At 53.2% G+C, this 25,512-nt stretch carries 16 protein-coding genes; 13 read left to right on the forward strand and 3 right to left on the reverse strand.

From position 1 onward, the window contains the following. Positions 1 to 30: 30 nt before the first annotated feature. Complete coding sequence (purT, locus tag C1A08_RS10270) at positions 31 to 1,224, reverse strand: formate-dependent phosphoribosylglycinamide formyltransferase (RefSeq protein ID WP_101573267.1); 1,194 nt, start codon at positions 1,222 to 1,224, stop codon at positions 31 to 33. Positions 1,225 to 1,335: 111 nt separating this feature from the next. Here purT and C1A08_RS10275 point away from each other — a divergent pair, with 111 nt between their 5' ends. The 3 genes from C1A08_RS10275 to C1A08_RS10285 all read left to right on the forward strand — a co-directional run bounded on the left by C1A08_RS10275 (position 1,336) and on the right by C1A08_RS10285 (position 3,805). Beyond that, positions 1,336 to 2,418, forward strand: a complete 1,083-nt coding sequence (locus C1A08_RS10275; protein WP_101573269.1) for a Wzz/FepE/Etk N-terminal domain-containing protein — start codon at positions 1,336 to 1,338, stop codon at positions 2,416 to 2,418. 130 nt (positions 2,419 to 2,548) lie between these two features. Beyond that, positions 2,549 to 3,043 (forward strand): DUF4251 domain-containing protein, encoded by a 495-nt coding sequence (locus C1A08_RS10280; protein ID WP_101573271.1) that lies wholly within the window; start codon positions 2,549 to 2,551, stop codon positions 3,041 to 3,043. A gap of 246 nt (positions 3,044 to 3,289) precedes the next feature. Then, positions 3,290 to 3,805 (forward strand): DUF4251 domain-containing protein, encoded by a 516-nt coding sequence (locus C1A08_RS10285; RefSeq protein WP_101573273.1) that lies wholly within the window; start codon positions 3,290 to 3,292, stop codon positions 3,803 to 3,805. A gap of 2 nt (positions 3,806 to 3,807) precedes the next feature. Here C1A08_RS10285 and C1A08_RS10290 read toward each other — a convergent pair whose 3' ends face one another. Both C1A08_RS10290 and C1A08_RS10295 read right to left on the reverse strand, forming a co-directional pair. Beyond that, complete coding sequence (locus C1A08_RS10290; protein ID WP_101573275.1) at positions 3,808 to 5,118, reverse strand: sensor histidine kinase; 1,311 nt, start codon at positions 5,116 to 5,118, stop codon at positions 3,808 to 3,810. 4 nt (positions 5,119 to 5,122) lie between these two features. Continuing rightward, a complete protein-coding gene (locus C1A08_RS10295; RefSeq protein ID WP_101573277.1) occupies positions 5,123 to 6,478 on the reverse strand; it encodes a sigma-54-dependent transcriptional regulator in 1,356 nt (451 codons plus the stop codon). Between the two features lie 211 nt (positions 6,479 to 6,689). Here C1A08_RS10295 and C1A08_RS10300 point away from each other — a divergent pair, with 211 nt between their 5' ends. The 10 genes from C1A08_RS10300 to C1A08_RS10345 all read left to right on the forward strand — a co-directional run bounded on the left by C1A08_RS10300 (position 6,690) and on the right by C1A08_RS10345 (position 25,449). Next, positions 6,690 to 8,015 (forward strand): TolC family protein, encoded by a 1,326-nt coding sequence (locus tag C1A08_RS10300; RefSeq protein WP_101573279.1) that lies wholly within the window; start codon positions 6,690 to 6,692, stop codon positions 8,013 to 8,015. A gap of 42 nt (positions 8,016 to 8,057) precedes the next feature. After that, complete coding sequence (locus C1A08_RS10305; RefSeq protein ID WP_101573281.1) at positions 8,058 to 9,305, forward strand: efflux RND transporter periplasmic adaptor subunit; 1,248 nt, start codon at positions 8,058 to 8,060, stop codon at positions 9,303 to 9,305. Positions 9,306 to 9,347: 42 nt separating this feature from the next. Beyond that, the gene (locus C1A08_RS10310) at positions 9,348 to 11,675 is read left to right on the forward strand and encodes an ABC transporter permease (protein ID WP_101573283.1); all 2,328 of its coding nucleotides are present in this window, start codon (positions 9,348 to 9,350) and stop codon (positions 11,673 to 11,675) included. A 14-nt stretch (positions 11,676 to 11,689) separates the two neighbouring features. After that, entirely contained in the window at positions 11,690 to 14,032 is a 2,343-nt protein-coding gene (locus tag C1A08_RS10315; RefSeq protein WP_101573285.1) for an ABC transporter permease, read from the forward strand. Between the two features lie 22 nt (positions 14,033 to 14,054). Next, the gene (locus tag C1A08_RS10320; RefSeq protein WP_101573288.1) at positions 14,055 to 16,379 is read left to right on the forward strand and encodes an FtsX-like permease family protein; all 2,325 of its coding nucleotides are present in this window, start codon (positions 14,055 to 14,057) and stop codon (positions 16,377 to 16,379) included. A 23-nt stretch (positions 16,380 to 16,402) separates the two neighbouring features. Further along, positions 16,403 to 18,757 carry an ABC transporter permease gene (locus C1A08_RS10325; protein ID WP_101573290.1) on the forward strand — a complete coding sequence of 785 codons (2,355 nt, stop codon included), beginning with the start codon at positions 16,403 to 16,405 and terminating at the stop codon, positions 18,755 to 18,757. Between the two features lie 17 nt (positions 18,758 to 18,774). Further along, complete coding sequence (locus tag C1A08_RS10330; protein WP_101573292.1) at positions 18,775 to 21,126, forward strand: ABC transporter permease; 2,352 nt, start codon at positions 18,775 to 18,777, stop codon at positions 21,124 to 21,126. Between the two features lie 24 nt (positions 21,127 to 21,150). Then, on the forward strand, positions 21,151 to 23,508 hold the full coding sequence (locus tag C1A08_RS10335; protein ID WP_101573294.1) for an ABC transporter permease: 2,358 nt from the start codon (positions 21,151 to 21,153) through the stop codon (positions 23,506 to 23,508). Between the two features lie 49 nt (positions 23,509 to 23,557). After that, positions 23,558 to 24,238, forward strand: a complete 681-nt coding sequence (locus C1A08_RS10340; protein ID WP_101573296.1) for an ABC transporter ATP-binding protein — start codon at positions 23,558 to 23,560, stop codon at positions 24,236 to 24,238. Between the two features lie 209 nt (positions 24,239 to 24,447). Beyond that, the gene (locus tag C1A08_RS10345) at positions 24,448 to 25,449 is read left to right on the forward strand and encodes a malate dehydrogenase (RefSeq protein WP_101573298.1); all 1,002 of its coding nucleotides are present in this window, start codon (positions 24,448 to 24,450) and stop codon (positions 25,447 to 25,449) included. Positions 25,450 to 25,512: the final 63 nt, after the last annotated feature.

The following is a 25,512-nucleotide window of genomic DNA, read 5'->3' on the forward strand; positions in this document are numbered from 1 at the left end:
ACGCCGCTTTTTTATCGTCTTCTCTTTGAATTATTCCCTGTCGAATACGTTGATTTGCAGTTTGGCATAGGCACGGGCCGTTTTTTCGCGCGCTTCCTCAACGGTTTTGCCCCGCGCCAGCAACACCGCCATGCGCCGGCGCCCGTCGATTTCGGATTTGCCGAAAATACGCATCTGGGTGTCAGGTTCCGACAGCACGTTTTCGAGGTTCGCAAACTCCATCCGGTTGCTATCTCCCTCGACTACGACGGCACGGGAAGCCGACGGACCGTGAAACGCGATATTCGGCACGGGAAGCCCCAGGATCGCCCGTACATGCAGCGCAAACTCGGAGAGATCCTGCGAAATCATCGTTACCATTCCCGTATCGTGCGGCCGGGGCGATACTTCGCTGAAGATCACCCGGTCGCCCTGCACGAAAAGTTCCACGCCGAAAAGGCCCCGTCCGCCCAATGCGTCGGTAATCCGGCGGGCGATCTCTTCGGCCTGCTTCCTTACGGCGGCCGTCATCGGCTGCGGCTGCCACGACTCTCGGTAGTCGCCGTCCTGTTGATAGTGCCCGATCGGCTCGAGAAAAGAAGTTCCCCCGCAATGGCGCACCGTCAGCAGCGTAATCTCGTAATCGAACTTTACGAATCCCTCGACGATCACTTTCCCGGCTCCCGCCCGGCCGCCCCGCTGCGCATTGCGCCAACCGCAATCGATATCCTCTTCGCTGCGGACGACGCTCTGCCCGTGTCCGGACGAACTCATGATCGGCTTGACCACGCACGGAAAGCCGATCTCGCCGACAGCCTGCGCGAACTCTTCGCGGGTCGCCGCGAAACGATACGGCGAAGTCGGCAACCGCAGGGTCTCGGCGGCAAGCCGGCGAATCCCCTCCCGGTCCATCGTCAGCATCGCGGCCCGCGCGGTGGGCACCACGCGGTAGCCTTCCTTTTCCAATTCGAGCAGCACGTCGGTCGCAACGGCTTCGATCTCCGGAATGATATAATCCGGCTTCTCTCGCTCGACGATCTCCCGCAACCGGGCCCCGTCCAGCATCGAAACCACGTACGACCGGTGCGCGACCTGCATGGCCGGCGCGTCCGGATAGCGATCAAGCGCCACGACTTCCACCCCGTAACGTTGCAGTTCGACGGCAACCTCTTTGCCCAGTTCTCCCGACCCGCAAAGCAACGCTTTTTTACCGATCGGCGACAACGTCGTTCCAATACTTACCATGTCATTCCTTTTTGGGAGCAAAGGTAATAAAATACCTTCGAAACGAATCGGCGGATTTCGGATACCGATATAATTCTTATATTTGCATTCGGAATCGATTCAATCTAATTTATGGAAGAAACACAATCATCCGGTACGACCGCGGAAGAGATCGACCTGCTCGATTTGATGAAAAAAATCTGGGCTCGGCGGATATTCGTCCTGAAGGCCGCCGGCATCGGCGCGATCGCAGGACTGATTATCGCATTCAGCATCCCGAAAGAGTACACGACGACCGTAAAAATGGCCCCCGAAGGAATCAACGCGACCAAAGGCGGGGGGATGGCGGATTTGGCAGCTCTGGCCGGTTTCGACCTGAGTTCCGGAAGCGGCAACAATGTGGAGGGGATCAACCTGATGCTGTATCCCGACGTCGTCAACAGCACCCCTTTTATGGTGGATCTGAGTCAGATTCCCGTACAGGGAAAGAAAATGCCGGCAACGATGTCGCTCTACGATTACGTCGACACCCAATTATCTTCGCCCTGGTGGAAGTACCTGTTGGCCGTACCGGGAAAAATCATCGGATGGATTTCTTTTGCGGAAAAAGAAGAAGAAGCAAACGGCATAAATCCCTACGCGCTCACCCAACAGCAAAGCGAAGTGCTGAAAAAACAGAATGAGCGGATCAATATTTCGGTCGACAAAAAAACGGGGGTCATAACCGCTTCGGCGACCATGCAGGATCCGTTGGTGACAGCCGCCGTCGCCGACTCGATGGTCAACAAACTACAGGAATACATCCTGACGTACCGCACCGAAAAAGCCGTGCGCGACCTCGCCTTCACCCGAAACCTTTTCGACGAGGCGAAACAGAAATATTACGACGCGCAGCGCAAATACGCGATTGCGGCCGACGCCAACAAACACATCGCCAAACAGACGGCACAGGTGGAACTCGATCGTTTACAGAACGAACAACAACTGGCTTTCGGCGTTTACAACCAACTGGCCCAGCAACTCGAAACGGCCAAAATCAAGGTGCAAGAGCAAACCCCCTGCGTAACGATCATCGAACCGGCGACCGTTCCGGTGAAAAAATCGAACACCAGCAAGGTAATCATTCTGATCGCATTCGTATTTCTGGGAGCCTGTGCGGGGATCGGAAAAATTCTTGTCAAAGATCTTTTCCTAAAAAAGACGACGCAGGCATAATTATTCTTCCCGACTACGAAAACTCCGGCACGAACTTGCCGGAGTTTTTTATTTTTCCGGGATTTTACTTTTAAATCGTCAAAATTTATTATAACTTGCAGTATAATACAGAAATTTAAAATCCGATCTTATGAAACGTTTTTTTGCATTATCTCTCATGTTGTTGCTGTGCGCGCCGGGGGCGTTCGCACAATCGGCCGACGATCTGATGGTAGAACAGGCTGTAAACCAACTTATCAGTAGAAAAACAATCACTTTCGTAGCGAACCGAATCCTGACCTCGGGAGGCAACCAATCCATGCTGACTCAATTGAACTCCATGACCGTAAACAAGGATTCGCTGACCGTTTCTCTACCCTATATCGGCAAAGAAGGATCGAGCGGCAATACGGGCGGCAATCCGCTGCAATTCACGACTACGGATTTTACCTACAAAGTAGAGGTGACCAAAAAGAAGGATAAAATCATTACGATGGAGGTGAAATCGCCCGGAAGCGACCGGTTCACGTTCATGTTGACGATCAGCAAAGGCATCATGGCCAAACTGACGATAACGAGTTCGTCGCGTTCTCCGATGAATTTTTCGGGATACATTCAAGAGCCGGGAACCATGGTCGGGGAATAGCCCGTCGGTTCCGCATCCACACAACGACGGGGGCATTCGGAAAATGCCCCCGTTTTTTACTGACTGCGACAGATCTTTCGACTCTCTTTTCATAGCGACGTTACCCGAATTACGGGAAGACCTACCCCGATTACGGTTTGATGGGTTCCGCTTATTCAACTTACCGGCAAAATGTTTTACTTTACAACGAGAAATAAAACAAAATCCAAAACTGTTTTAATTTTAACGACTTAAAATCAACCGGCTATGAAAAAACTATTCCTGTTACTCGCCCTCTCGTTTTGGGCCGCAGGTCTTTCCGCACAGAAAAAGCAGTCGGCGGAAGACGTCAAAATCATGCAGGCCATCAACCAACTGATCAGCACGAAAGCCTTCACATTTCACGCCAACAAGATTCTGTCTTCCAACGCTGCGAACCAAGCGTCTTTCCTGACGCATATGAACACGTTGCAGGTAACCAAAGATTCGGTAGTCGTCCGGTTGCCTTACGTCGGACAGGCTTTCACCTCCTCCGATTTCGGGAACAACAAAAATCCGTTGAGTTTCACTTCCAAAGATTTCACCTACGACCTGCAAAGCAACAAGCGGGGCGACCGCATCATTACGATGGACGTGAAATCGCCTCACGGGTCGGATCGGCTCACCTTTACGATCGTCGTAGGCCAAGGTATCAACGCCAAGCTGATCGTCAATCAGATCAGCCGTTCGACCATGCAATTTTCCGGTTATATTCAGGGAAACGAGACGCCTGAAAACAACTGAAACTAACTGAATAACAATTTAAAGGTCGTTTCGCCGGGACGGGAGCATTTCAACGAGATGCTCCCGTTGTGCAGGCGCATGATCTGTCGCGACACGCTCAAACCGATCCCCGACCCGTTTGCTTTCGTCGTAAAGAACGGCATGAAAATGTTGGCCGCGACTTCGGGCGGGATACCGCATCCGTTGTCCGTCACCGAAAGCGTGATTTCGCCGGATTCGCTGCCCGTCGCCGCAATCCGGATCGCCCCGTCCGTCCGGCCTTGCAAAGCGTGAACCGCATTTTTCAGCAGGTTCAGCACGACCTGCCCGATCATATCCTCGTCGGCATACAACAGCAGCTCTTCAGGCTCTACCCCGATACGTATATCGAGTGCCCGGTCGGCCGTATCATGGCGGATCAGCGTAACGATGCGTTCCAAAAAAGGCAGGACGTAAAACGACCGGAGCCGCGGCGCCGGAATCCGAGTCACACGCCGATAAGACTCCACGAACCCGATCAATCCTTTGCCGGTTGAACCGATCGCTTCGATCCCTTCCCGCACCTTCTCGTTCATCGAACCTTCCATTTTCAGCAACGTATCGCTCAAGGAGGTGATCGGCGTAATGGAATTCATGATTTCGTGGGTCAGCACCCGGATCAGCCGTATCCACGATTCGGTCTCTTTTTCGTCCAGTTCGTTGTTGATGTCGTTGACCGCCACGATCCGAAGCGACATATCACGCACCTTCATCGCCGAGACGTTGATCGCAAGATGGACGACGCCGCGTTCGTTGGAAAAAGAAGTTTGTTTTTTCTCCCCGGCTTTCAGGTTGAAAAACAGATCGCGTAGCGAACCGTCGATCACCGCCAGCCGGTTAACGTGGTTCAGTCGCGGCAATCCGAACAACTGTAAAGCGGCCTGATTGATCTGATAAACGTTCCCCGCATCGTTAATAACGATCACCCCCGTATGAATGCTGTTCATTATCAGCTCGTAGTACTTTTCCTGTTCGACGGCCTGCGTGCGGGCCTTCACCAGAATATTCTTGATCCGGTTCAGCGAAAGGTTCAGCAAGTTGTCGCTGACCGGCCCTTCGTACTCGGTAAACTTAAAGGCATAGTCGCCGTTTTCGATGGAATTGAACATGAAGGTCATTTTACGGATACTCTGAAAATGAAAACGGAACAGTCCGGCGATTCCCCAAACCAACAACGCGAAGCCCAGCAACAGCATGAAAAATTTCCCGGACAGAATGCCCAGGGTAATCAGCGCGGCCGATCCCAACAGCAGTACCAACAATCCGCAGAGTTTATAAACCGAGCCTTTGAACATACCGTTACAGTTCGTATTTCTTAATCTTGTTGTATAGCGTCTGGCGGGTAATCCCCAACTGAGCCGCGACGGCGGACATGTTGCCGTCGTTTATCCGGATGGCCCGGACGATCATGTCCCGTTCCATCTGCTCCAGAGTCGAAACGGCAGGCTGAGCGGCCGAAACCTGCGGCGATGCCATCAGCAGATTGTCCTCCGCGATATTTTCCGTTTCGCAGACGATCACCGCTTTTTCGACGGTATGCTGCAATTCTCGGATATTTCCGGGCCATGGATAGTCCCTCAGTTTCTTCTGGGCGCCGGTGTCGATTCCGAGCCCCTGTTTGTGATATTTCGCCGCATACCTCGACAGAAACATTTCGGCGAGCGGCAGGATATCTTCTTTTCGTTCGCGCAGCGACGGGATCTCGATATGAATCGTATTGATTCGGTACAACAGGTCTTCGCGGAACTGCTTCTGCGTCACCATTTCCGGCAGGTTTCGATTCGTCGCGCAGATCAGGCGGATGTCGGTCGGGACAGACAGGTTGCTTCCGACCCGGACGATGCTGCGACTCTGGATGGCCGACAACAGTTTCGCCTGCAAATGGTACGACAGGTTGCCGATCTCGTCCAGAAACAGCGTTCCGCCCCGCGCAATTTCGAATTTGCCGATCCGATCGGTGCGGGCGTCGGTAAAAGCGCCTTTGACATGACCGAACAACTCGCTTTCGAACAGCGATTCGGTCAGCGCGCCCATATCGACCGTGACCATCAATTCGGCGGCCCGCGAGGAGAGGCGGTGTATTTCACGCGCCAACACCTCTTTCCCGGTCCCGTTCTCCCCGGTTATCAGGACATTGGCATCGGTCGCCGCCACTTTGTCCACCAGCAGGCGAACCTGTCGCATAGACTGCGAAGCGCCCCAGAACATCGATGCTGCGGAAGAGAGTTCCTGCCGCATTCCTTTCAGAAATTTGACTTCTTTTTTCGATTTTCCGAGGTTGTAGGCCGAAAGCAGCGTGGCGATCAGCTTGTCGTTTTCCCAGGGCTTTACGACAAAATCGGCAGCGCCTTCCTTGATTGCACGGACAGCCAGGTCGATATCGGCGTAAGCCGTAAACACGACGACTTGGATGTTGGCATCCGCCTTTTTGATCTGCGACAACCAGTAGATCCCTTCGTTCCCGGTATTGATTCCGGCCGAGAAATTCATATCCAGCAGCACCACGTCCACGCGTTCGTTCCACAACGTCCCGGCGATCCGATTCGGCGAGGAAATCAGGATTACCTTGTCAAAATACTTATCGAGCAATAATCCGAGCGCCTTCAGTATGCCTTTGTTATCGTCGACGACCAATACCGTCCCCTGCTTAACCATGAAATACGGATTTTTTTTAATCGATCTCTAAAGATAAAGCAATATTTCCGGTTTCCGACAGGATTTGTCAAGAAAAAAGACATCCGTGTAAAATAAATAGACACACAAACAAAAGTAGACACCGGACAAAAACCTGACAAACAAACGGTTTCGGGGAAAGGTACGATTTTGGTATTTTATTATATAATAAAACACACAAACCAAACGGCCGATGAAAAAATCGCTTTTTACCATTATACTGTCTGTTTTCTTTACATATTCGTTCGCGCAGGGAGAAACATGGTCGCTGGAGCGCTGCATGCAATATGCCATCGCGAACAGCCCGAGCGCCAAACGGCAGCAATACAGCAACGACAATTACAAACAGGACTATATCAACGCCATTGCGAACATGCTGCCGTCGATCAGCGGCAGCGTGAGCGCTACGCCCAATTTCGGCCGTTCGATCAACGACGACAACGTCTACGTCAACAACTCTTCGTTTAACAATGCCTATTCGCTCTCGGCGTCGATGCCGATCTTCAACGGATTCGCCACGATCAACGCCGTCCGGTCGAGCAAGATCGGACGGCTACTGGGCAAGGAGTATCAACAACAGGTACACGACGATATCTCGCTGTCGGTGATGGAACGCTATTTCAACGTGATTCTTTACATGGGACTGGTCACCATTGCGGAAGAACAACTGCAGGAGAGCGGCCAAAACCTGTTCAAAGCGCGCGAACTCGAAAAGCTCGGACTGCGAAGCAGCGCCGACGTAGCGCAGGTCGAAGCGCAGGTAGCCACGAACGACGCCAACCTGATCAACCAGCAGAATAACCTGACCAACGCATGGACATTGCTGAAAAACGTCATGAACTACCCCCTGGAAGACTCGCTACGAATCGACACGGCGATCAACATGATCGACGACGTTCCGCAGGAATCCGCAAGCGAAGTGTTCGCCACGGCGCGAACTCTGCATCCGTCGATCCGGATAGCGGACTATCAACTCCGGCAAAGTAAGCTGAACTATGCCATGAGCCGGGGACGCCTCTTGCCGTCGGTCAGCCTGTCGGCCGAGTACCATACCAATTATTATAGCGATAAACAGTCCACTCCGGCGCCGTTCAGCTACCAGTTCCGAAACAAAAGAGGCGGATACATTTCGGCGACGCTGAGCATCCCCATTTTCAACGGTCTGGCGCGGCGTACCAACGTCAACCGGAACCTGAACAATCTTCGCATCACCGAACAAAACAACGCGGAAACGCTGCGTGCGCTGCAAAGTTCGATCAAGCAAGCCGTAGACCGCTGCAACGGACTCGCCAAGGAGTACCTGCAAGCCGCCAAACAGGTCAGCGCGACCACGCTGGCGCACCGGGCCGTCCAGCGTAAATACGACGAAGGGCTGCTCAGTTCGCTCGAACTGCAAACCAGCGCCACGCAGGTGCAGCAGGCAAAATCCTACCTGCTGGACGTCAAACTGCAGTACGTCATCCAATACCGGCTGATCCGCTATTACCAGGGAATCCCGCTGATCGAACAGGTTCACTAAACACGCTCCGAAATCGAAAATCAATAAAAACGACAATCATCTATGGACATCCAACTCAAGCAAAAAAAAGGTCTCAAGAAAAAACATATTCCCTACATCCTGGGAGGAGTATTGCTCCTCTTCATCCTGTGGCTGATTCTCGGCGACCACTCTTCGACGCTGGTGATCGACAGCCGCACGATCACCGTCGGGACGGCCAGAAACGACCTTTTCAACGATTATATCCGGGTCAACGGCACCGTGCAGCCGATCACGATCCTGCAACTCTCCCCGCTGGAGGGCGGCGTGGTCGAAAAGCGGAACATCGAAGAGGGCAACACGGTCAAAGAGGGAGACGTGATCCTGACGCTGAGCAACCAAAACCTGAGCGCTTCGGTACTGGAAAGCGAGTCCCAGTTGGCCGACCGGGTGAACGCCCTGCGGAACGCACAGATCCAGATGGAACAGGATCGGCTGAACCAGCAAAAAGAGCAATTCGCGACCGACCTCGACATCCAGCGAAAAAAACGGCAGTACCAACAAAAAGAAAAGCTGTACAACGAAAAGCTGATCGCCAGGGAGGAATACCTGCAAGCCAAAGAAGACTACGAGCTGGTCGAGCGCAGTCGAGAACTGATTATCGAACGCCAGAAACAGGATTCGCTGGCCCGTACCGTACAGATCGATCACCTGAAAGAAAACGTTGAGAACATGAACAAAAACATGGAGTTGATCCGCCAGCGGGTGGAAAACCTGAAAGTAAAGTCTCCGATCGACGGCGAACTGGTGCAACTGAACGTCGAACTGGGACAGTCGATCGGCGCGGGTCAAAAAGTCGGGCAAATCAACGACCTTTCCGACTTTAAAATCCAAGCGACGCCCGACGAGCACTACCTCGATAAAGTGCATCCCGGCCTGGACGCCAAATTCGAACGGCAGGGAGTCGAATTCGGTCTGAAAGTCTCGAAGGTCTACCCGGAAGTGCAGGGCGGACAATTCAAGATCGATTTCCATTTCGAAGGCGAGCGCCCCGACAACATCTGGTCGGGACAGACCTATTACATCAACCTCGAACTCGGACAACCCGTCCAAGCGCTGCTGATCCCGCGCGGGGCATTCTACCAGAGCACCGGAGGCAGTTGGATATTCGTCCTGTCGGCAGACGGTAAAAAAGCTTTCCGACGCAAAATCAAGATCGGACGGCAAAATCCGCAGTTCTACGAAGTGACCGAAGGGCTCGACCCGGACGAAAAGGTAATCGTTTCGAGTTACGAAACCTATGGCGACAACGACGTGCTGATCCTTCGATAGCCCCGTCATATTACACAGAAACTGTCAAACCGAAGAATCCGCATGAAGCGACTGATCTACACTTTCCGGTACCTGACCCGAAACCGGGGCAACAACCTGATCCGTATCCTGTCCATGACGCTCGGGCTGGTCGTAGGCGCTATTCTGCTGTCGCAGGTAGCTTTCGACACCTCTTTCGACCGTTTTTATCCGGATGCCGACCGCATTTACCAGATTTACACACACTACGCATATAACGGGGAAGAGGATCAAGACCGGGCGCAGGTCTATCCGCTGCTGCCCGCCGTACGCGACGAAGTTGCAGAAATCGTTTCGGGAACGATGTTCTGCAACCTCGGTGCAAGTCCTTTCCATTACAGGGAGCGGCAATATACATTTCCGAATATGATATTCGCAGACTCTCTTTTTTTCGATTTCTTCAACGTCAGGCTGTTGCAGGGCGACCCGACAACCGGCTTCGCCTCAAACGGCAATATCTTTATTTCGAAAAGCTGTGCAGAAAAACTTTTCGGAGGGGATGATCCGGTCGGGCAGACGATTTTCTACAAAAAATCCGACCCTTGTACGGTTGTCGGGGTATTCGAGGATTTCCCAAGCAACAGCGAAATCGCGTTCGACGCCGTCATGCCGATCGGCAATGCCCCCGAACGCGGGTATTTCATCGGATGGAACGGAGGCTCCCGTTATCTCAATTATGTAAAAATAAATGACGGAACAGATCCGGTAGCTATCGGAGCGAAAATAAAAAAACTATATATCCAACATGCCGGCGAAATCGACGAAGACGGCGAGACGGTCACATTCGTCCTTTACCCGATCACGCAAATCCATCTGAACAATCCGAAGCTCAAACATCAACTTTACCTTAAAACCCTGCTGGCCCTGATCATCCTGTTCGTCGCAGCAATGAACTACACATTGGCTTCCATTTCATCGCTGTCGACACGGGCGCGCACGATGGCCATGCATAAATGCAACGGCTGCACCACATCCGGTGTTTTCCGGATGATGCTCGGAGAAACAGGCATGCTGTTGTTTGTCTCAGCGGGTCTGGCCGCCCTGCTGATTCTCGCTTTCCATCAACCGATACAGCAGATCGTTGTCACTCCGTTCAACGTGTTGTTTACGTTCGAAAACCTATCTAAATCACTGATTGTCGTATTGATACTATTTCTGCTCGCAGACATGGTGACGGCACGTATCTATTCGGGCATTCCAGTCGCCGCGGCATTCCGCAATTATATACTGAACAAACGCGTCTGGAAACAAACGTTGTTGTTTATTCAGTTCGCCGGCACGACCTTGCTGATAGCTTTGCTGCTGATCGTTATTCGACAGTACAACACTCTGCTAAATAAAGATCTCGGATACGAATACAAAAACCTGGTATGCATTTCGTTTTCAGAATCCGATCCGGGCAAAACCGCTCTGCTGAAACAGCGGCTCGGACAGATCCCGGAAATCGAATCGTTTTGTTTCAGCTCGGGCCTGCCGTTCAGAGGAATGTCCGGAGAAGCGGTAATCGACGATTCGACCCGGCTTACCCTGTTCCATACCCGCTGGATGGAAATCGATCCGGAATTGATCCCCGCTATGGAGATCGAAATGAAATTCGGCAAGAATTTTACCGAATTCTCTACCGCCGACCAGATCATCGTCAACGAAGAGTTCGTCAGGCAGTCGAGACTGACCGGAAACCCGGTCGGCAAGACAGTGACCGGCACTGGAATCTTAAACACGCCGCACACGATCGCTGGCATTACCCGAAACTTCTATGTCAATTCCCTCAGCGAATCGGGAGCCGTGATGCCGATCGTACTTTTTCCGGCTTCGACCGGAAACGTACTGACCATCAAATTCACGGAACTGACCCGGGATAATCTGTCCGCTGTCGAGCGGAAGCTACAGGAACTACTTCCCGGCAGCGATATTTCGCCAATCGTGTACCGGGAAATGATCCGCGCCTGGTACAACGACGAAGTACGCCTGCGCAACACGGTGATCCTCGGGGTGATCATAACGCTGCTGATCGCACTGATCGGGCTTATCAGCTATACGAAAGACGAAATATCTCGCCGCAGCAAAGAGATTGCAATCCGAAAAGTAAACGGCGCCACGGCGGTCGAAATCATCCGGCTCATTACGCGGGATCTACAAGTTACGACCCTTCTGGCACTGATTACCGGCCTGGCGACGGCTTACTGGCTCGGCAACGGCTGGTTACAGCGATTCGCGGTAAAGACCCCTCTCAGTGCTTGGATATTTTTTGTCGGCGGAGCGGCCGTATGCCTGATTATCGCAACAACGATCACCGCCAGAACCTGGCGTGCAGCCAATGAAAATCCCGCCCGATCAATCAAAAAAGAATAACAAAAAACCTCTCCATGAAAACATTTTTATATGCCTTCAAATACCTGCTCAAAATCAGGGGGAACAACCTCGCCAAAACGGCGTCCATCACGCTGGGACTTTTCGTCAGTTCGATTTTCCTGACACAGGTCGTTTACGTAAAATCCTACAACAATTTCATTCCGGAAGGAGAAAACGTCTACCGACTGGAGAGCCGTGTCAACGACGAAAAAGGGGTGTCCACGCTGATATGGGCCCCGGTTATTCCGGCGCTGAAAGCCGAACTCCCCGAAATCGCAGCAGGCACGGTAGTCGTGGGCGAAACCATCAAAATGACCTTTGTCCGCAACGAACAGACCTATCCGCTCGAAATGGCCTATGCGGATACGGGGTTCTTCAACGTCTTCCGGATTCCGGTGCTGTCCGGCGTACCGTCGGAAGCGCTGCGGGATCCCGGCAATATTTTCCTGTCCCGTAAAACCGCACGGCTGATCTTCGGGAATACCGACCCGGTAGGACAAGTCGTAACCGGACGGGGCGACACGTACCGGATAGCCGGAGTATTCGAAGACCTGCCCCGAAACACGCACCTGAAATACGATGCCGTTTTCGCCCTGGAAAATATCAAAAAATTGGATTACTACTTCGGTTGGGGCGGCGGGGACAGTTTTCACGGTTACGTCAGGCTGGTTTCGGGTACCGATGCCGATTCGGTCGCGCGGAAGATCCCCGAAACGCTCAAAAAATATTACGATTACAAAGCCTCTGCGGAACGAGGGTATAAAATCGACTATTTTCTGAACCCGCTGACCCGGATTTACGTCGGCGAACCGAACGTTCAGAACACGCTCAACACGCTGACGCTGCTCGCATTCGCCGTACTGTTCGTTTCGGCGATGAACTACGTGCTGACTTACTTCTCTTCGCTTCCGGTCCGGGCGCGCACGATGGCCATGCACAAATGCTGCGGAGCGCAGCGCCGTGATATTTTCGGCATCGTATCCGGCGAAACGGCATTGTTGCTGGGCATATCCGTCCTGCTGACCGTCTGCTTGTTGTTGGCGCTGCAAGATCCGATCCGGGACATGACCGGCCCGACGTCCGGAATGATATTCTCGACGTACAACCTGCTGCGAGTGGCTCCGCCGATCCTCGCCGTATTCCTGCTGGCCGGGATACTGCCCGCCAATATTTTCTCGGGCATCCCGGTCACCGTATCGTTCGGGAGTTACCGCGCCAGCAACCGGCTGTGGAAACAATTGCTGCTATTCGTCCAGTTCGCAGGCGTAACGCTTATGCTCGCGCTGCTCGTCACGGTCGTCCGCCAATATCGGATGCTGACCCGTATGGAAACCGGGTATGACGTAACGAATACGGTATGCAGCGCCGTCGTGCAGGAAATGAGCGCACAGCAATACGAAACGACAAAAACAGAGTTGCTATCGCTGCCGTTCGCAGAGCATGTCGGACTCGGCATAAATCCTTTGATCGGCCCCGGTTCCGGCACCGGTGTCCGGTTGGAAGCCGGCGGCGACAGCACGCTGTTTTTCACCCGGGAGGAAGAGATCGATCCGGGCTACCTGCCGCTGATGCGCATCCCGCTCAAATACGGCCGGAATTTCGCCGACGGCGACACCTGGAGCCGGGCGATCGTCAACGAAGAATTCGTCCGGCAATTGGGCCTGACCGGGAATCCGGTCGGCAAAACGTTTTACAGCGGTTACGGCAGTCCGGCCGAAATCATCGGGGTAACCCCCGATTTTCACTTCATGTCGCTGCACGAAACGATCCGGCCGTTGTTGCTGCATCCGGTTATCCCGGCCAGCGACGAAACCTGGTGCGGGATGCCGTTCCTCAATATCCGCCTGACCGACCTGTCGCAGGAGCATCTCGCCGCCGTGACCGATAAGCTGAAAGCGTTGCATCCCGACAAAGACGTGCACGTAACGGCTTACGACGAAGTGATCCGGTCGGCCTACGACGACGAAAGGCTCTTTCGGAACATGGTCGGCGTGGGAGTGATCATCACGCTGCTGATCACGACAATCGGTCTGTTCAGCTTCATCAACGACGAAGTGCTCCGGCGCAGCAAAGAAATCGCGATCCGTAAAGTCAACGGAGCGACCGCGGCAAGCATTTGCCGCCTGATAGTCTCCGACTTGAAATATCCGGTTTGCAGCGCCGTCGTCGCAGGGCTCGGACTCGCCTACTGGGAAAGCCGGAACTGGCTGGAACGGTTCCCGTACAAAGTTTCGCTCCCGTTGTGGATTTACGTCGTCTGCGGAGCGTGCATCGCCGGGGCAATTTACCTGATCGTCGTCCTGAAAGTCCGCAAAACGGCCAACGAAAACCCGGTCAATTCGATCAAAAAAGAGTAACCTTTCACAAATAGATCACCCGATGATTTTTTTTAAAAACTTTCTCTACCTGCTACGGCATCACAAAGCGGCCGCCCTGCTGAACCTCGCAGGACTGACCGTCGCGCTCGCCTCGTTCATGCTAATCATCATGCAGGTCGACTACGACCTGGGCTATGACCGGCAGTACGAAAACGCCGACCGGATTTTCCGGATCGAACGCAGTTCGGCAGCGGACAACGCCACCGTCTTTTCACCCTGGATCGGCAACGACTTTTCGACCGTCGAACAAATGACCGCATCCGTTCCGGACATCGCAGGGGAAGGCGGACTGAGATGGTTTTCAAACAATGTTTTCGACGAGTCGGAGACACGGTTTCCGATCCGGTGCATACAGGTCACGGAAAACTGGCCGGAGGTATTCGGTTTCCGGTATGTCGGGGGAGATCCGGACAGGCTTTCCGAACCGGGCACAGCCGTCGTTCCGGAAAGTTTTGCAAAAACGGCCTTTCCGGACGGCGACGCCGTCGGCAAAACGCTGATTCCGGAAAATTACGAAAAACCGCTACAAATCGTCGCCGTTTACCGGGATTTTCCGAAGAATTCATCCGTAAAAAACGATGTCTACACGGTTCGTCCGCTCGAAACTACCATCTCCGACATCATGTATTATATCGTGGCGAACGATGCCGGACACAAAGCGAAAATAGAGGCCGATCTGACCCGGAAAATCCGGGAGACCGACGGCGATTCGACGAAACGTATCCGGCTCCATAACCTGCACGACGTATATTATGCGACGGACTGCATCAGCGACTCCCACGAAAAAGGCAGTCGCGCGACCACCTTGTCGCTGATCGCCGCCGCCATTCTGATTCTCGGGATCGCCGCCATCAATTCGGTCAATTTCGCGATCGCACTGATACCGACCCGCGTACGAAGCCTGAACGCTCGTAAGATTTTCGGATGCAAAACTTCCGTATTACGGCGCAATCTGATCGCCGAAACTGTCGGGACAACGCTGGTTGCATTTTTACTGGCGCTGTGCATCGTACAATGGCTGTCTCCGCTGTCGGCGAATCTGCTGAACGGAATCGCTTCGCCGAGCGAGAATCCGGCTGCGATCTGGATCTCGCTGGCCGCCGCTTCGACAACCGGGATACTTTCGGGACTTTACCCGGCTTTTTACAGCACCTCGTTCAATCCGGCCCTCGCGATCCAGGGAAATTTCGGAAATACCCGTACCGGGAAACGGCTGCGCACCGTGCTGATTGCAACACAGTTCATGGTCACTATCGGCTTTATCGCAGCGGCCCTGCTCATTCACCGGCAAGACAGGTTTCTGAAAAGCCACGATCTCGGCTTCCGGCAACAAAACATCCTGATAACGACCGTATCGTCGAAAACGAGCGAACAACCGGACGCATACGCCGGCATGCTGAAAAGCCATCCCGCCATCGCTGACGTCACCTTCTCGTTCGGCCAACTCGTCGACCGCACCCCTCCGATGCGGCTTTCGTCCGTTTACAAAAATCGAACAAGCAAATTCTGCGTCTATTGCGTAGCGTCCAATTTCTTGTCGTTCATGGGAATGGAGATTGCCGAAGGGCGCGACTTCCGGGAAACCGACCGTCTGAAAGAAAACAATACGTTCATTTTCAATCAAACGGCCGAAAGAAAATACGGCATAGAACCGAACAGCACGATCCACGGTTTCACCGCCTGGGACGACATCGCAGGGATTGTCCGGGACTTCAACTACCAGCCGTTGCAATACGCGATCGAACCGGCCGCCTTTTGCCTGTTCGGAATCAATGACTGCATTCCGCTGAACGTCGTTTACGTGAAAGTCAACGGAGGCGATCTGGCGGCCGTCATCGGGCACATCCGGGAAACGGGCGGGAAATTCGACATCCGAAACCGGGCTCAGGACATCGTTTTCATGGATCAAGCGATCGGCAACCTGTATCGGAAAGAAGCCCTTTTTTCGAAACAGATCGCCCTGTTCAGCCTGCTGTCGATCCTCATATCGGTCGTCGGAGTCTTCGGCCTCGTGCTGTTCGACATGCAGTACCGCCGCAAAGAGATCGGGCTGCGGAAAGTACACGGCGCCACCTCAGGAGAAATCCTGCGCATGTTCAATGCCGGATACATACGGATAATTCTGATCTGTTTCGCCGTCGCGACGCCGATAACGTGGTACGCGGGCGACAAGTGGCTGGAACGGTTCGCTTACCGGACTCCGATCGATCCGTGGATATTCGGCACGGCCCTATCGCTCGTGCTGTCGATTACCGTCGCGACCATTTCGCTATTGTGCTACCGTACCGCCCGTGAAAACCCGGCCGACTCGATCCGGAAAGAATAATTATCACAAAACGATACAAAGTCATGAAAATCTTGTTACGAAACTTAGTCAACCTGTTCACCCGGAACAAAACAGCCGCCCTGCTGAACATAGCCGGACTTACCGTTGCGTTCGCTTCGTTCATGCTCATCATGATGCAGGTATGGTATGAACTCGGATACGACCGATGCTACCCGAATGCCAACCGGATATACGGGCTCTGTTTTCAAGTACCGCAATCCGGCGATCTGGGCACCGTGCTGCCCCGGCCGCTGGCCGAAAAACTGCTCCGGTCATCAGCCGGAATCGAAACGGGCGGATGCCTATCGTATCAACACGGAGATCCCAACGTTCCGTTCTTTCGGCCCGAACGAGGGCCGGAGTCGGCTATCGCCGCCGGTTTTTCGCTCGTTTCGCGATCCTGGTTGGATGTCTTCGGATTCGAAACGCTTTCCGGCGACCTAAACGCCTTTTCCGAACCCAACGCGGCGATTATTCCCCATTCGCTGGCCGTAAAGCTTTTCGGCAGCGAAAACCCGGTCGGGCAAACCATTGCCAAGTCGGAAGGATACCGGGAGGCCGCCCAATTTACGATCGTCGCCGTATACCGTGATTTTCCGAAAAACGCCTCGTTGAAAAACGATGTCTATACCGACCTGAAGGAGCGGCTGCTCCAAGATTTCAACAACTGTTCGACCCCTTATTTCGTCCGGGTAAAACAGAATGCCGACATCCGCCGAATCGAACAGGATCTGCTACCCCTCGTATGGAATTATGCGAAAACGTATGACGAAGACTCGACAAGAAGCCAACGGCTACGGCTCGTCGGATTGAACGACCTCTATTTCTTCAACGAAACGATCTCCCAGGAAGGGGGAAACCGCAACACCACCTATTCGCTGCTGACGGTTGCCCTGCTGATCCTGCTGATCGCGGTTATCAACTTCATTAATTTCACGATCGCACAGGCTCCGGCGCGCATGCGCAGTATCAATACGCAAAAAGTATTCGGATGCCGCTCCCGGCAGTTGCGGATCAATCTGATCGCCGAAGCGGTCTGCCTGACGGCAGTCTCGTTCCTGCTGGCCGTACTCACCGTTCACGCACTGGAAGAAACGAATCTATCTTCGCTGATTACCGGAGGAATCTCGCCCGGCGACTATCCCGGCCTGATCTCGATTTCTGCGGGAATCGCACTGCTGACCGGTTTTATCGCAGGAATCTATCCCGCTTTTTACATTACATCCTTGCAACCCGCCCTGGCGCTGAAGGGGACGTTCTCCGTCTCCCGGCCGGGTAAAAAACTACGCGTCGTCCTTATTGCGGTTCAGTTCTCCATCTCGATGATACTAATTATCGTTGCGCTGGCGGTTCATATTCAAAACCGCTATATTCGACAATTCGACATCGGGTTGCCGCGCGAAAATATCGTAACGTTCGATCTGGGCCCGTTAGCGGGCAGATCGGCCGACCCGTTGATCCATAAGCTGAAAAGCAATCCGGACATCGCCGACGTAACCCTCAGCCGCACTTTTATCGTCAGCAAAGGCGGAACGTTTTGCAACCGCCTTTATAAAAACGATGAAATCGGTTTCCGACTCATGGGGGTTGCGCCGAATTTTTGTTCTTTCATGGGAATGCACCTGGTCGAAGGACGGGATTTCACGGAGACCGACCAGCAGAGGGACGCTCCCGCCCTTATTTTCAACCGAACGGCAAAAAAACTTTATGACATAACCGTCCCCGACTGGCTGGAACATTCCGGAGAAATCGTCGGCATCGTCGAAGATTACCACGATAAACCGTTGCATTACTCCATCGAACCGATAGCTCTGATCGTATACGATCGTTCGTCGCCGTTGTACTGCATGTACGTCAAAATAAACAATCCCGATCCCGGACCGGCTATCGCTTTCATCAGGGAAGCCTACCGGACACTCAGTCCGCAGAGGCAGGTTCCCGACGTAAAATTCATGGAAGAACAACTGGGCAACCTATATCAGAAGGAACGAAACCTTTCGGAAATGATTTTCCTGTTCAGCCTGGTGTCGGTATCGCTTGCGATCACCGGGGTTTTCGGAGTCATCCATTTCGAAACCTCCAGCCGGCGCAAGGAGATCGCTCTACGCAAAGTGTACGGTTCCCAAACCGGCGAAATTCTTCGGATGTTTAACAAAACCTACATCCGCATCGTATTGATATGCTTTGCGGTCGCGGCGCCTGCGGCCTATATCGTCGTAAAACGATGGCTCGAAAGCTTCACCTATAAAACGCCGATCCCTAGTTGGATCTTCCTCATGGCGCCGGCTATCGTGCTGATTATCGTCGTCGCCGTCATCACGCTGCGCTGCTACAAAACCGCGACGGACAATCCTATAAAATCGATCCGAACCGAATAACGAAAAACGAATAAGCTATGCATACGCTGAAAAACCTGATTTTGCCATTTAAAAAGTACAAAGTCGCCGCCATACTCAACATCATCGGACTATCGGTAGCTTTCGCCTCGTTCACGATCATTACGACACAGGTGAAGTACGACTTTTCGTTCGACCGGCATTACAAAAACAAAGACCGGATTTTCAGGCTCGAAACCCGTTCTTTCGACGGCAATGCCCATAACGCGGTGGTAAGCCGGCCGATGGCAAAACCGTTGGGTTCGATTCCCGAAGTGGAACGACAAGGCTTGTTCACCGGCGGCCCGGAGCTTGCCGTTTATGATAAAAATGCCGGAAAAAACGCGCAGCAAGGTCCTTTCCGCATCTATTCCGCCGAGCCCGGCGCGCTGGACGTACTGGAATTCGAATACGTCCGGGGAAATGCGCAACGTTTTCGCGAACCGAACACGGTATTGATCTCCGAAACGGTCGCCACCGCCCTCTACGGAACGGAAGATCCCGTAGGGCGCAGTCTGATCCTCGCGCTGGATACCGAAGCCCCGCAGGAGATCATCGGAGTCTACAAAGATTTCCCGAAAAACGGATCGGTGGAAACCGGCAGCATCGTCCGTTTTATCGGGGATGCGGATATTAACGCCAACAACGAAAGCTACGTCTATTATATCCGGCTGAATGCTCCGCAAAACAGGGGAAAAGTCGAAGCGGAACTGTGGAACGTCAACAAACATTCCGATATCTTCAAACAGATTAAAGAAGATTCGACCGTTTTCCGACTGAGCCCGATCTCCGAAATCCATTATTTGAAAAACGTCCGGTTCGATCCTACTCCTAAAAGTAGTCGCACAACGGTCTGGTCGTTACTGGCCATCGCCGTGCTGATCATCGGGATCGCCATCGTCAATTTCGTCAATTTTTCCATCGCGCTCACGCCGGTTCGCCTGCGCAGCATCAATACACAGAAAGTGTTTGGCAATACCAACGGAGCCATCCGCTGCAACCTGATCGGGGAAGTCATGGGGATCGCCCTCCTTTCGCTGCTTCTGTCGCTGATCGTCGTAAAGCTCTTCGCTGGCTCCGCATACGCCTCGTTCATCGAGAGTTGCACAAAAATCGGATCCGATCTGCAAATCCTGGCGATAACGGCCGTCGTCGCCATCGTTACCGGTCTGCTATCGGGCATTTATCCTGCATTTTACGCGACTTCGCGGCCCCCAATCCTGGCGATCAAAGGCTCTTTTGCTCTTTCGCCGAAAGGAAAGCGCGTGCGGACGCTGCTCATCGCGTTCCAATTCGTCATTTCGATCGTCCTGATTGTTTTCTCCATTTCGATCTACGTTCAAAACCGCTACATGCAACGGTTCAATATGGGATTCGAGCGCGACAACATCTTGATCCAGCAGTGGATCGGAAGCAGGATAGCCTCGCAAAAGGATGCGTTCGCCGACAAGCTGAAAAGCAATCCGGCAATCGTCGACGTTACGTTCTCCAGCGGAAAAATCGTGGATCTCAACAAATCCCGCTGGGGTCAAACGTATAAAGGGGAACTGATTGCCCCGAATATTTTTCCGGTAGCGCCGAACTTCCTGTCGTTCATGGGAATCGGAATTACGGAAGGACGCGACTTTATTGCGGACGACAACCGGAAATCCAACTTTACCGTCATATTCAACCAAACGGCCCAACGCCAGTACGGACTGACAGTCGGAGAACGATTCGGAGAGTGGGACATAGCAGGCATCGCCCGGGATTTCAACTTCAAGCCGCTGCAATACGGTATCGAACCGATCGCTTTCGCCGTATTCGGCGACCATCCGATTGCGAAGAGCTGGCAGACAGGCACCCTGTACGTTAAAGTCAACCCGGCGAATCTTTCCGCCACCTTGAAGTTTATCCGGGAAACCATACAAGAATTCGATCCGGATGCGGAAGAAAATCTCGTATTTCTGGACGATTCAATCGGACAACTGTATCAGAAAGAACGGAACCTCTCGACCCTGATTTTGCTGTTCAGCCTACTGTCGATGCTGATCTCGGTCGTCGGCGTATTCGGTCTCGTGCTGTTCGAAACACAGTACCGGCGTAAGGAGATCGGCATCCGGAAAATCCACGGCGCGACCGTCGGCGAAATCCTCCGAATATTTAACGGCACTTATGTCCGGATCGTACTGGCCTGCTTCGTTGTCGCGACACCGGTCGCTTATTACGGAGTAAAACGATGGCTCGAAAATTTCGCTTACCGAACGCCGATCCATAGTTGGATCTTCCTCGCCGCGCTGGTCGTCGTACTAAGCGTCGTCGTCGCGATCATCACGCTTCGCTGCTACAAAACAGCGACGGACAATCCTATAAAATCGATTAAAACCGAATAACCAAACTACAAACGCTTGCCAATCATGACACCTTTGAAAAATTTCTTCCACGTACTGAAAAAATACAAAATCGCTTCGCTGCTCAACGTCATTGGGTTGAGTATCGCATTCGCCTCGTTCATGATTATCATGACGCAGGTAAAATACGATCTGTCGTTCGACCGGCATTACAAAAATGCGGATCGGATATTCCGGGTCGAAAATCAGGCAATGACCGAAAACGGAAAGTATAGCGCCAACACCTCCCGCCTGGTGGCGGAAAAGGTGTTCGCAGCAGAACCCGAAATCGAAAAAACGGGACTGATCCAAAGTTATCAACAGCTCGACATCTACGACCAGAGTCTCGGGAAAGACTCCCGTCAGGGCCCTTTCCACTTTTATACCGCCGAACCCGACGCGCTGGATATATTGGAATTCGAATTCGTTCACGGCAGTCCGCAGCGTTTTTCGGAATCCGGGACGGTATTGATCTCGGAACAGGTCGCCACAGCGATTTACGGCGACCAAAACCCGGTCGGACGCAGCCTTATTTTCGACAAGGACACGGAGCACCCGGTAGAGATCGTCGGAGTTTATAAAAACTTTCCGCAAAACGCGACGATAAGATCCAACAGCATCGTCCGGTTTATCGGCCAGGAAAATGCCGGCAACGGCAACAACTGGAATTACGTCTATTACATCCGGCTGAACGCAAGGGAAAATGCCGAGCAAGTCATGCAGGCCATGAACAAAAAGTATCAGGAGTTCGTCGGTACGGGAAATTCGGTTCCGGACAACTTTTTCCGGCTCACTCCGATCACCGAAACCCATTTTACACAAAGCGTCAGCTACAGTCCGACGGATACGGGCAACCGCGCGACGGTCTACTCCCTGATGAGTATCGGCGTTCTGATTATCCTGATCGCTATGATCAACTTCGTCAATTTCTCCACTTCGCTTATTCCGACCCGTATCCGCAGCATCAACGTCCAGAAAGTGCTGGGCGGATCGAACGCCGCCATCCGACGGAACATGATTGCGGAATCGGCGGGACTCGCGGTCGTCTCGTTTTTCGTTGCGCTGCTGATCGTTCATGCATTCTCCGGAACGCCGCTGGCATCCGACATCAGCGCCCCGTGCGACGTCGGAGCCGATATGCCGATTCTGTGGGGCACGGCGCTTATCGCCGTCGCGACCGGAATCCTGTCCGGAATATACCCGGCTTTTTACAGCACCTCGTTCGCTCCGGCGCTCGTAGTGAAAGGCGTTTTCGGGCTTACCCCGAAAGGACGCCGTTTGCGCACGGTACTGATATCGGTACAGTACGCGATATCGATCACATTGATCATCGTCACACTGTCGATACACAGACAAAACCGTTACATGCAAAAATCCGATATGGGGTTCCAACGTGAAAATATCCTGACCACATGGGTGCCCCGTGAAATAGCCGACAAAAGAAAAACCCTGGCCGACAAGCTGACGAGCAATCCCGCCATCACGGACGTGACTTTCGCCGCCGGACCGTTTGTCGCAAAAGGACGGATGCGCTGGGGACGTAGTTACAAAGGAAAAGGCATTACTTATGACGCCTATCCGGTAGCTTCGAATTTTTTACGTTTCATGGGAATCCGGATTACGGACGGACGCGATTTCAACGAAAACGATGATTTAAAACCGGAAATATCTCAAATATTCAACGAAACGTCTCAGCGGAAAGACAGCATCACAGTCGGCGAAAAGATGGAGGACGGAACAAATATCGTAGGCATCGCCAGAGATTTCAATTTTCAACCGCTGCAATACGGCATCAATCCGTTCGCATTCGTCGCGTTCGGGACAACCGAATGGGGCGCGTGGACTCCGCTGCGCTATCTGTTCGTCAAGACCAACGGAACGGATATTCCCGCCGTCGCGGATTTCATCAGGAAATCCGTCAAAGAGCTGGTTCCGGACAGCCAGCTCGACATTAGATTCATGGACGAAGAGATCGGAAATCAATACTACAAAGAACAAAAACTGTCGAATTTACTCACCTTGTTCAGCCTGCTGTCGATCTTGATCTCGATCGTAGGGGTATTCGGCCTCGTGCTGTTCGAAACCCAGTACCGTCGCAAAGAGATCGGGATTCGGAAGATCCACGGCGCGACTGTCGGCGAGATCCTCCGGATGTTCAACAAAATTTACGTGCGCATCGTACTGGCGTGTTTCGTTGTCGCCGTACCGATAGCTTACTGCATCGTCGACCGGTGGCTCGAAAACTTCGCCTACAAAGCTCCGGTCGAAATCTGGATTTATTTCGCGGCGCTGGCGATCGTGCTGGGAACCACCGTCGCCACCGTACTGATCCAGACGTACCGGGCCGCCACGGACAATCCCGCCCGGTCGTTGAAAAAACATTAATTATTTTCCGAACATTCATAATCATTCATTCTTTTTAAAAATTACTGCTATGTTGAAAGTTGAAGAACTGAGCAAGAGCTTCCGTACGGAAGAGATCGAAACCATCGCTCTGAACAAGGTTTCGTTCGAAGTCACCGAAGGCGAATTCATTGCGGTCATGGGGCCGTCCGGTTGCGGCAAATCGACGCTGTTGAACATCCTCGGGCTGCTGGACAACCCTACGTCGGGCAAATACTACCTGCTCGGAAAGGAAGTCGGAACCCTGAAGGAAAAAGATCGCACGCTGTACCGCAAAGGCAAAATCGGTTTCGTTTTCCAAAGTTTCAACCTGATCGACGAACTGAACGTCTACGAGAACGTCGAGCTGCCTTTGATCTACCTGCGCGTCAAAGCCGCCCAGCGCAAAAAAATGGTCAACGAGATCCTCGACCGGATGAATATCAGCCACCGCGCCCGCCACTTTCCCCAACAGCTTTCCGGAGGTCAGCAGCAGCGCGTCGCCATCGCCCGCGCCGTCGTTTCGAACCCGAAGCTGATCCTCGCCGATGAGCCCACCGGCAACCTCGACTCGAAGAACGGCAAAGAGGTCATGGATCTGCTGACCGAACTGAACAAGGAGGGCACGACCGTCGTAATGGTAACCCACTCGCAGCACGACTCCTCCTACGCATCGCGCACGATCGACCTGTTCGACGGCGAGATCGTAACCGACGTGAAAGCCTTCCTGTAATCCCTCCGCAGGCAAAACGACCGTTCCGGTTAGATAATAAGCGAAGTTGCCGACATGGTTCGGCAACTTTTTTCGCTATACAAAGCTTTGGAATGCAGATACTTACATAACAACCATTCCGATTCGTTATCGGAAATAAGAATTTTGCATGACTATTGATCCGCTGAAAAAACTACTTTTATGTTATGAAACTCTAAAACCGAATCGATATGAAATTTCTGACAAACGAAAAACTGACCATCGTCGGAGCGGCCGGGATGATCGGCTCGAACATGGTGCAAACCGCGATCATGATGGGACTGACCCCGAACATCTGCGCCTACGACCCCTATGCCCCGGCATTGGAAGGAGTCGCCGAAGAGATGTACCACTGCGGATTCGAGGGCGTCAACCTAACCTATACCAGCGATATCCGCAAAGCGCTCGACGGAGCGGGATACGTCGTTTCTTCGGGCGGGGCCGCCCGCAAAGCGGGCATGACGCGCGAAGACCTGCTGAAAGGCAACGCCGAGATCGCCGCGCAGTTCGGCAAAGACCTCCGCAACTATTGTCCCGACGTGAAGCATGTGGTCGTGGTGTTTAATCCGGCCGACATTACCGGACTGATTACGCTGCTCTACTCCGGCTTGAAGCCTTCGCAGGTCAGCACGCTGGCCGCACTGGACAGCACGCGGCTGCAAATCGCGCTGGCGCAGCATTTCGGCATCGCGCAAGACCGGGTAACCGGTTCGCGCACTTACGGAGGACACGGCGAACAGATGGCCGTATTCGCTTCCACCGCGAAAGTGGACGGCAAACCGCTGACCGAACTGATCGGCACGGCGGCGCTGACCGACGAACAATGGGCCGCCCTGCGGCAGCACGTGATTCAGGGCGGCAAGCGTATCATCGAACTGCGCGGACGTTCTTCGTTCCAAAGTCCCGCCTACCTGTCGATCGAAATGATCCGCGCGGCCATGGGCGGAACTCCGTTCCGTTGGCCGGCCGGCGTCTACGTCCCGGACGGCGATCAGGGGCCGGTCATGATGGCGATGGAGACCACGATCGACCGCGACGGCGTGCGCTATAAAGTCCCGCACGGCACAGCCGGGGAGACCGAATCGCTGCACGCCAGCTATCTGCACTTGGTCAAGCTGCGCGACGAGGTGATCGGCATGGGTATTCTGCCGCCGGTATCCGAATGGGGAAATCTCAACCCGCACCTTCGATAAATCCGGTACGAAACGCCGCGCATATACCCGAAAACGATACCGGCACCGTCCGGTATCGTTTTT

This window comes from Alistipes sp. cv1 (genome assembly GCF_900240235.1).
GTDB classification, from domain to species: Bacteria; Bacteroidota; Bacteroidia; order Bacteroidales; family Rikenellaceae; genus Alistipes_A; species Alistipes_A hominis.

Excerpts from the sequence above, each read along its gene's own strand:
- C1A08_RS10280 (WP_101573271.1), top strand. The coding sequence starts at position 2,549 with ATGAAACGTTTTTTTGCATTATCTCTCATGTTGTTGCTGTGCGCGCCG.
- C1A08_RS10275 (WP_101573269.1), top strand. The coding sequence starts at position 1,336 with ATGGAAGAAACACAATCATCCGGTACGACCGCGGAAGAGATCGACCTG.
- C1A08_RS10290 (WP_101573275.1), bottom strand. The coding sequence starts at position 5,118 with ATGTTCAAAGGCTCGGTTTATAAACTCTGCGGATTGTTGGTACTGCTG.
- C1A08_RS10310 (WP_101573283.1), top strand. The coding sequence starts at position 9,348 with ATGAAGCGACTGATCTACACTTTCCGGTACCTGACCCGAAACCGGGGC.
- C1A08_RS10300 (WP_101573279.1), top strand. The coding sequence starts at position 6,690 with ATGAAAAAATCGCTTTTTACCATTATACTGTCTGTTTTCTTTACATAT.
- C1A08_RS10330 (WP_101573292.1), top strand. The coding sequence starts at position 18,775 with ATGCATACGCTGAAAAACCTGATTTTGCCATTTAAAAAGTACAAAGTC.
- C1A08_RS10335 (WP_101573294.1), top strand. The coding sequence starts at position 21,151 with ATGACACCTTTGAAAAATTTCTTCCACGTACTGAAAAAATACAAAATC.
- C1A08_RS10315 (WP_101573285.1), top strand. The coding sequence starts at position 11,690 with ATGAAAACATTTTTATATGCCTTCAAATACCTGCTCAAAATCAGGGGG.
- C1A08_RS10320 (WP_101573288.1), top strand. The coding sequence starts at position 14,055 with ATGATTTTTTTTAAAAACTTTCTCTACCTGCTACGGCATCACAAAGCG.
- purT (WP_101573267.1), bottom strand. The coding sequence starts at position 1,224 with ATGGTAAGTATTGGAACGACGTTGTCGCCGATCGGTAAAAAAGCGTTG.
- C1A08_RS10340 (WP_101573296.1), top strand. The coding sequence starts at position 23,558 with ATGTTGAAAGTTGAAGAACTGAGCAAGAGCTTCCGTACGGAAGAGATC.
- C1A08_RS10325 (WP_101573290.1), top strand. The coding sequence starts at position 16,403 with ATGAAAATCTTGTTACGAAACTTAGTCAACCTGTTCACCCGGAACAAA.
- C1A08_RS10345 (WP_101573298.1), top strand. The coding sequence starts at position 24,448 with ATGAAATTTCTGACAAACGAAAAACTGACCATCGTCGGAGCGGCCGGG.
- C1A08_RS10295 (WP_101573277.1), bottom strand. The coding sequence starts at position 6,478 with ATGGTTAAGCAGGGGACGGTATTGGTCGTCGACGATAACAAAGGCATA.
- C1A08_RS10305 (WP_101573281.1), top strand. The coding sequence starts at position 8,058 with ATGGACATCCAACTCAAGCAAAAAAAAGGTCTCAAGAAAAAACATATT.
- C1A08_RS10285 (WP_101573273.1), top strand. The coding sequence starts at position 3,290 with ATGAAAAAACTATTCCTGTTACTCGCCCTCTCGTTTTGGGCCGCAGGT.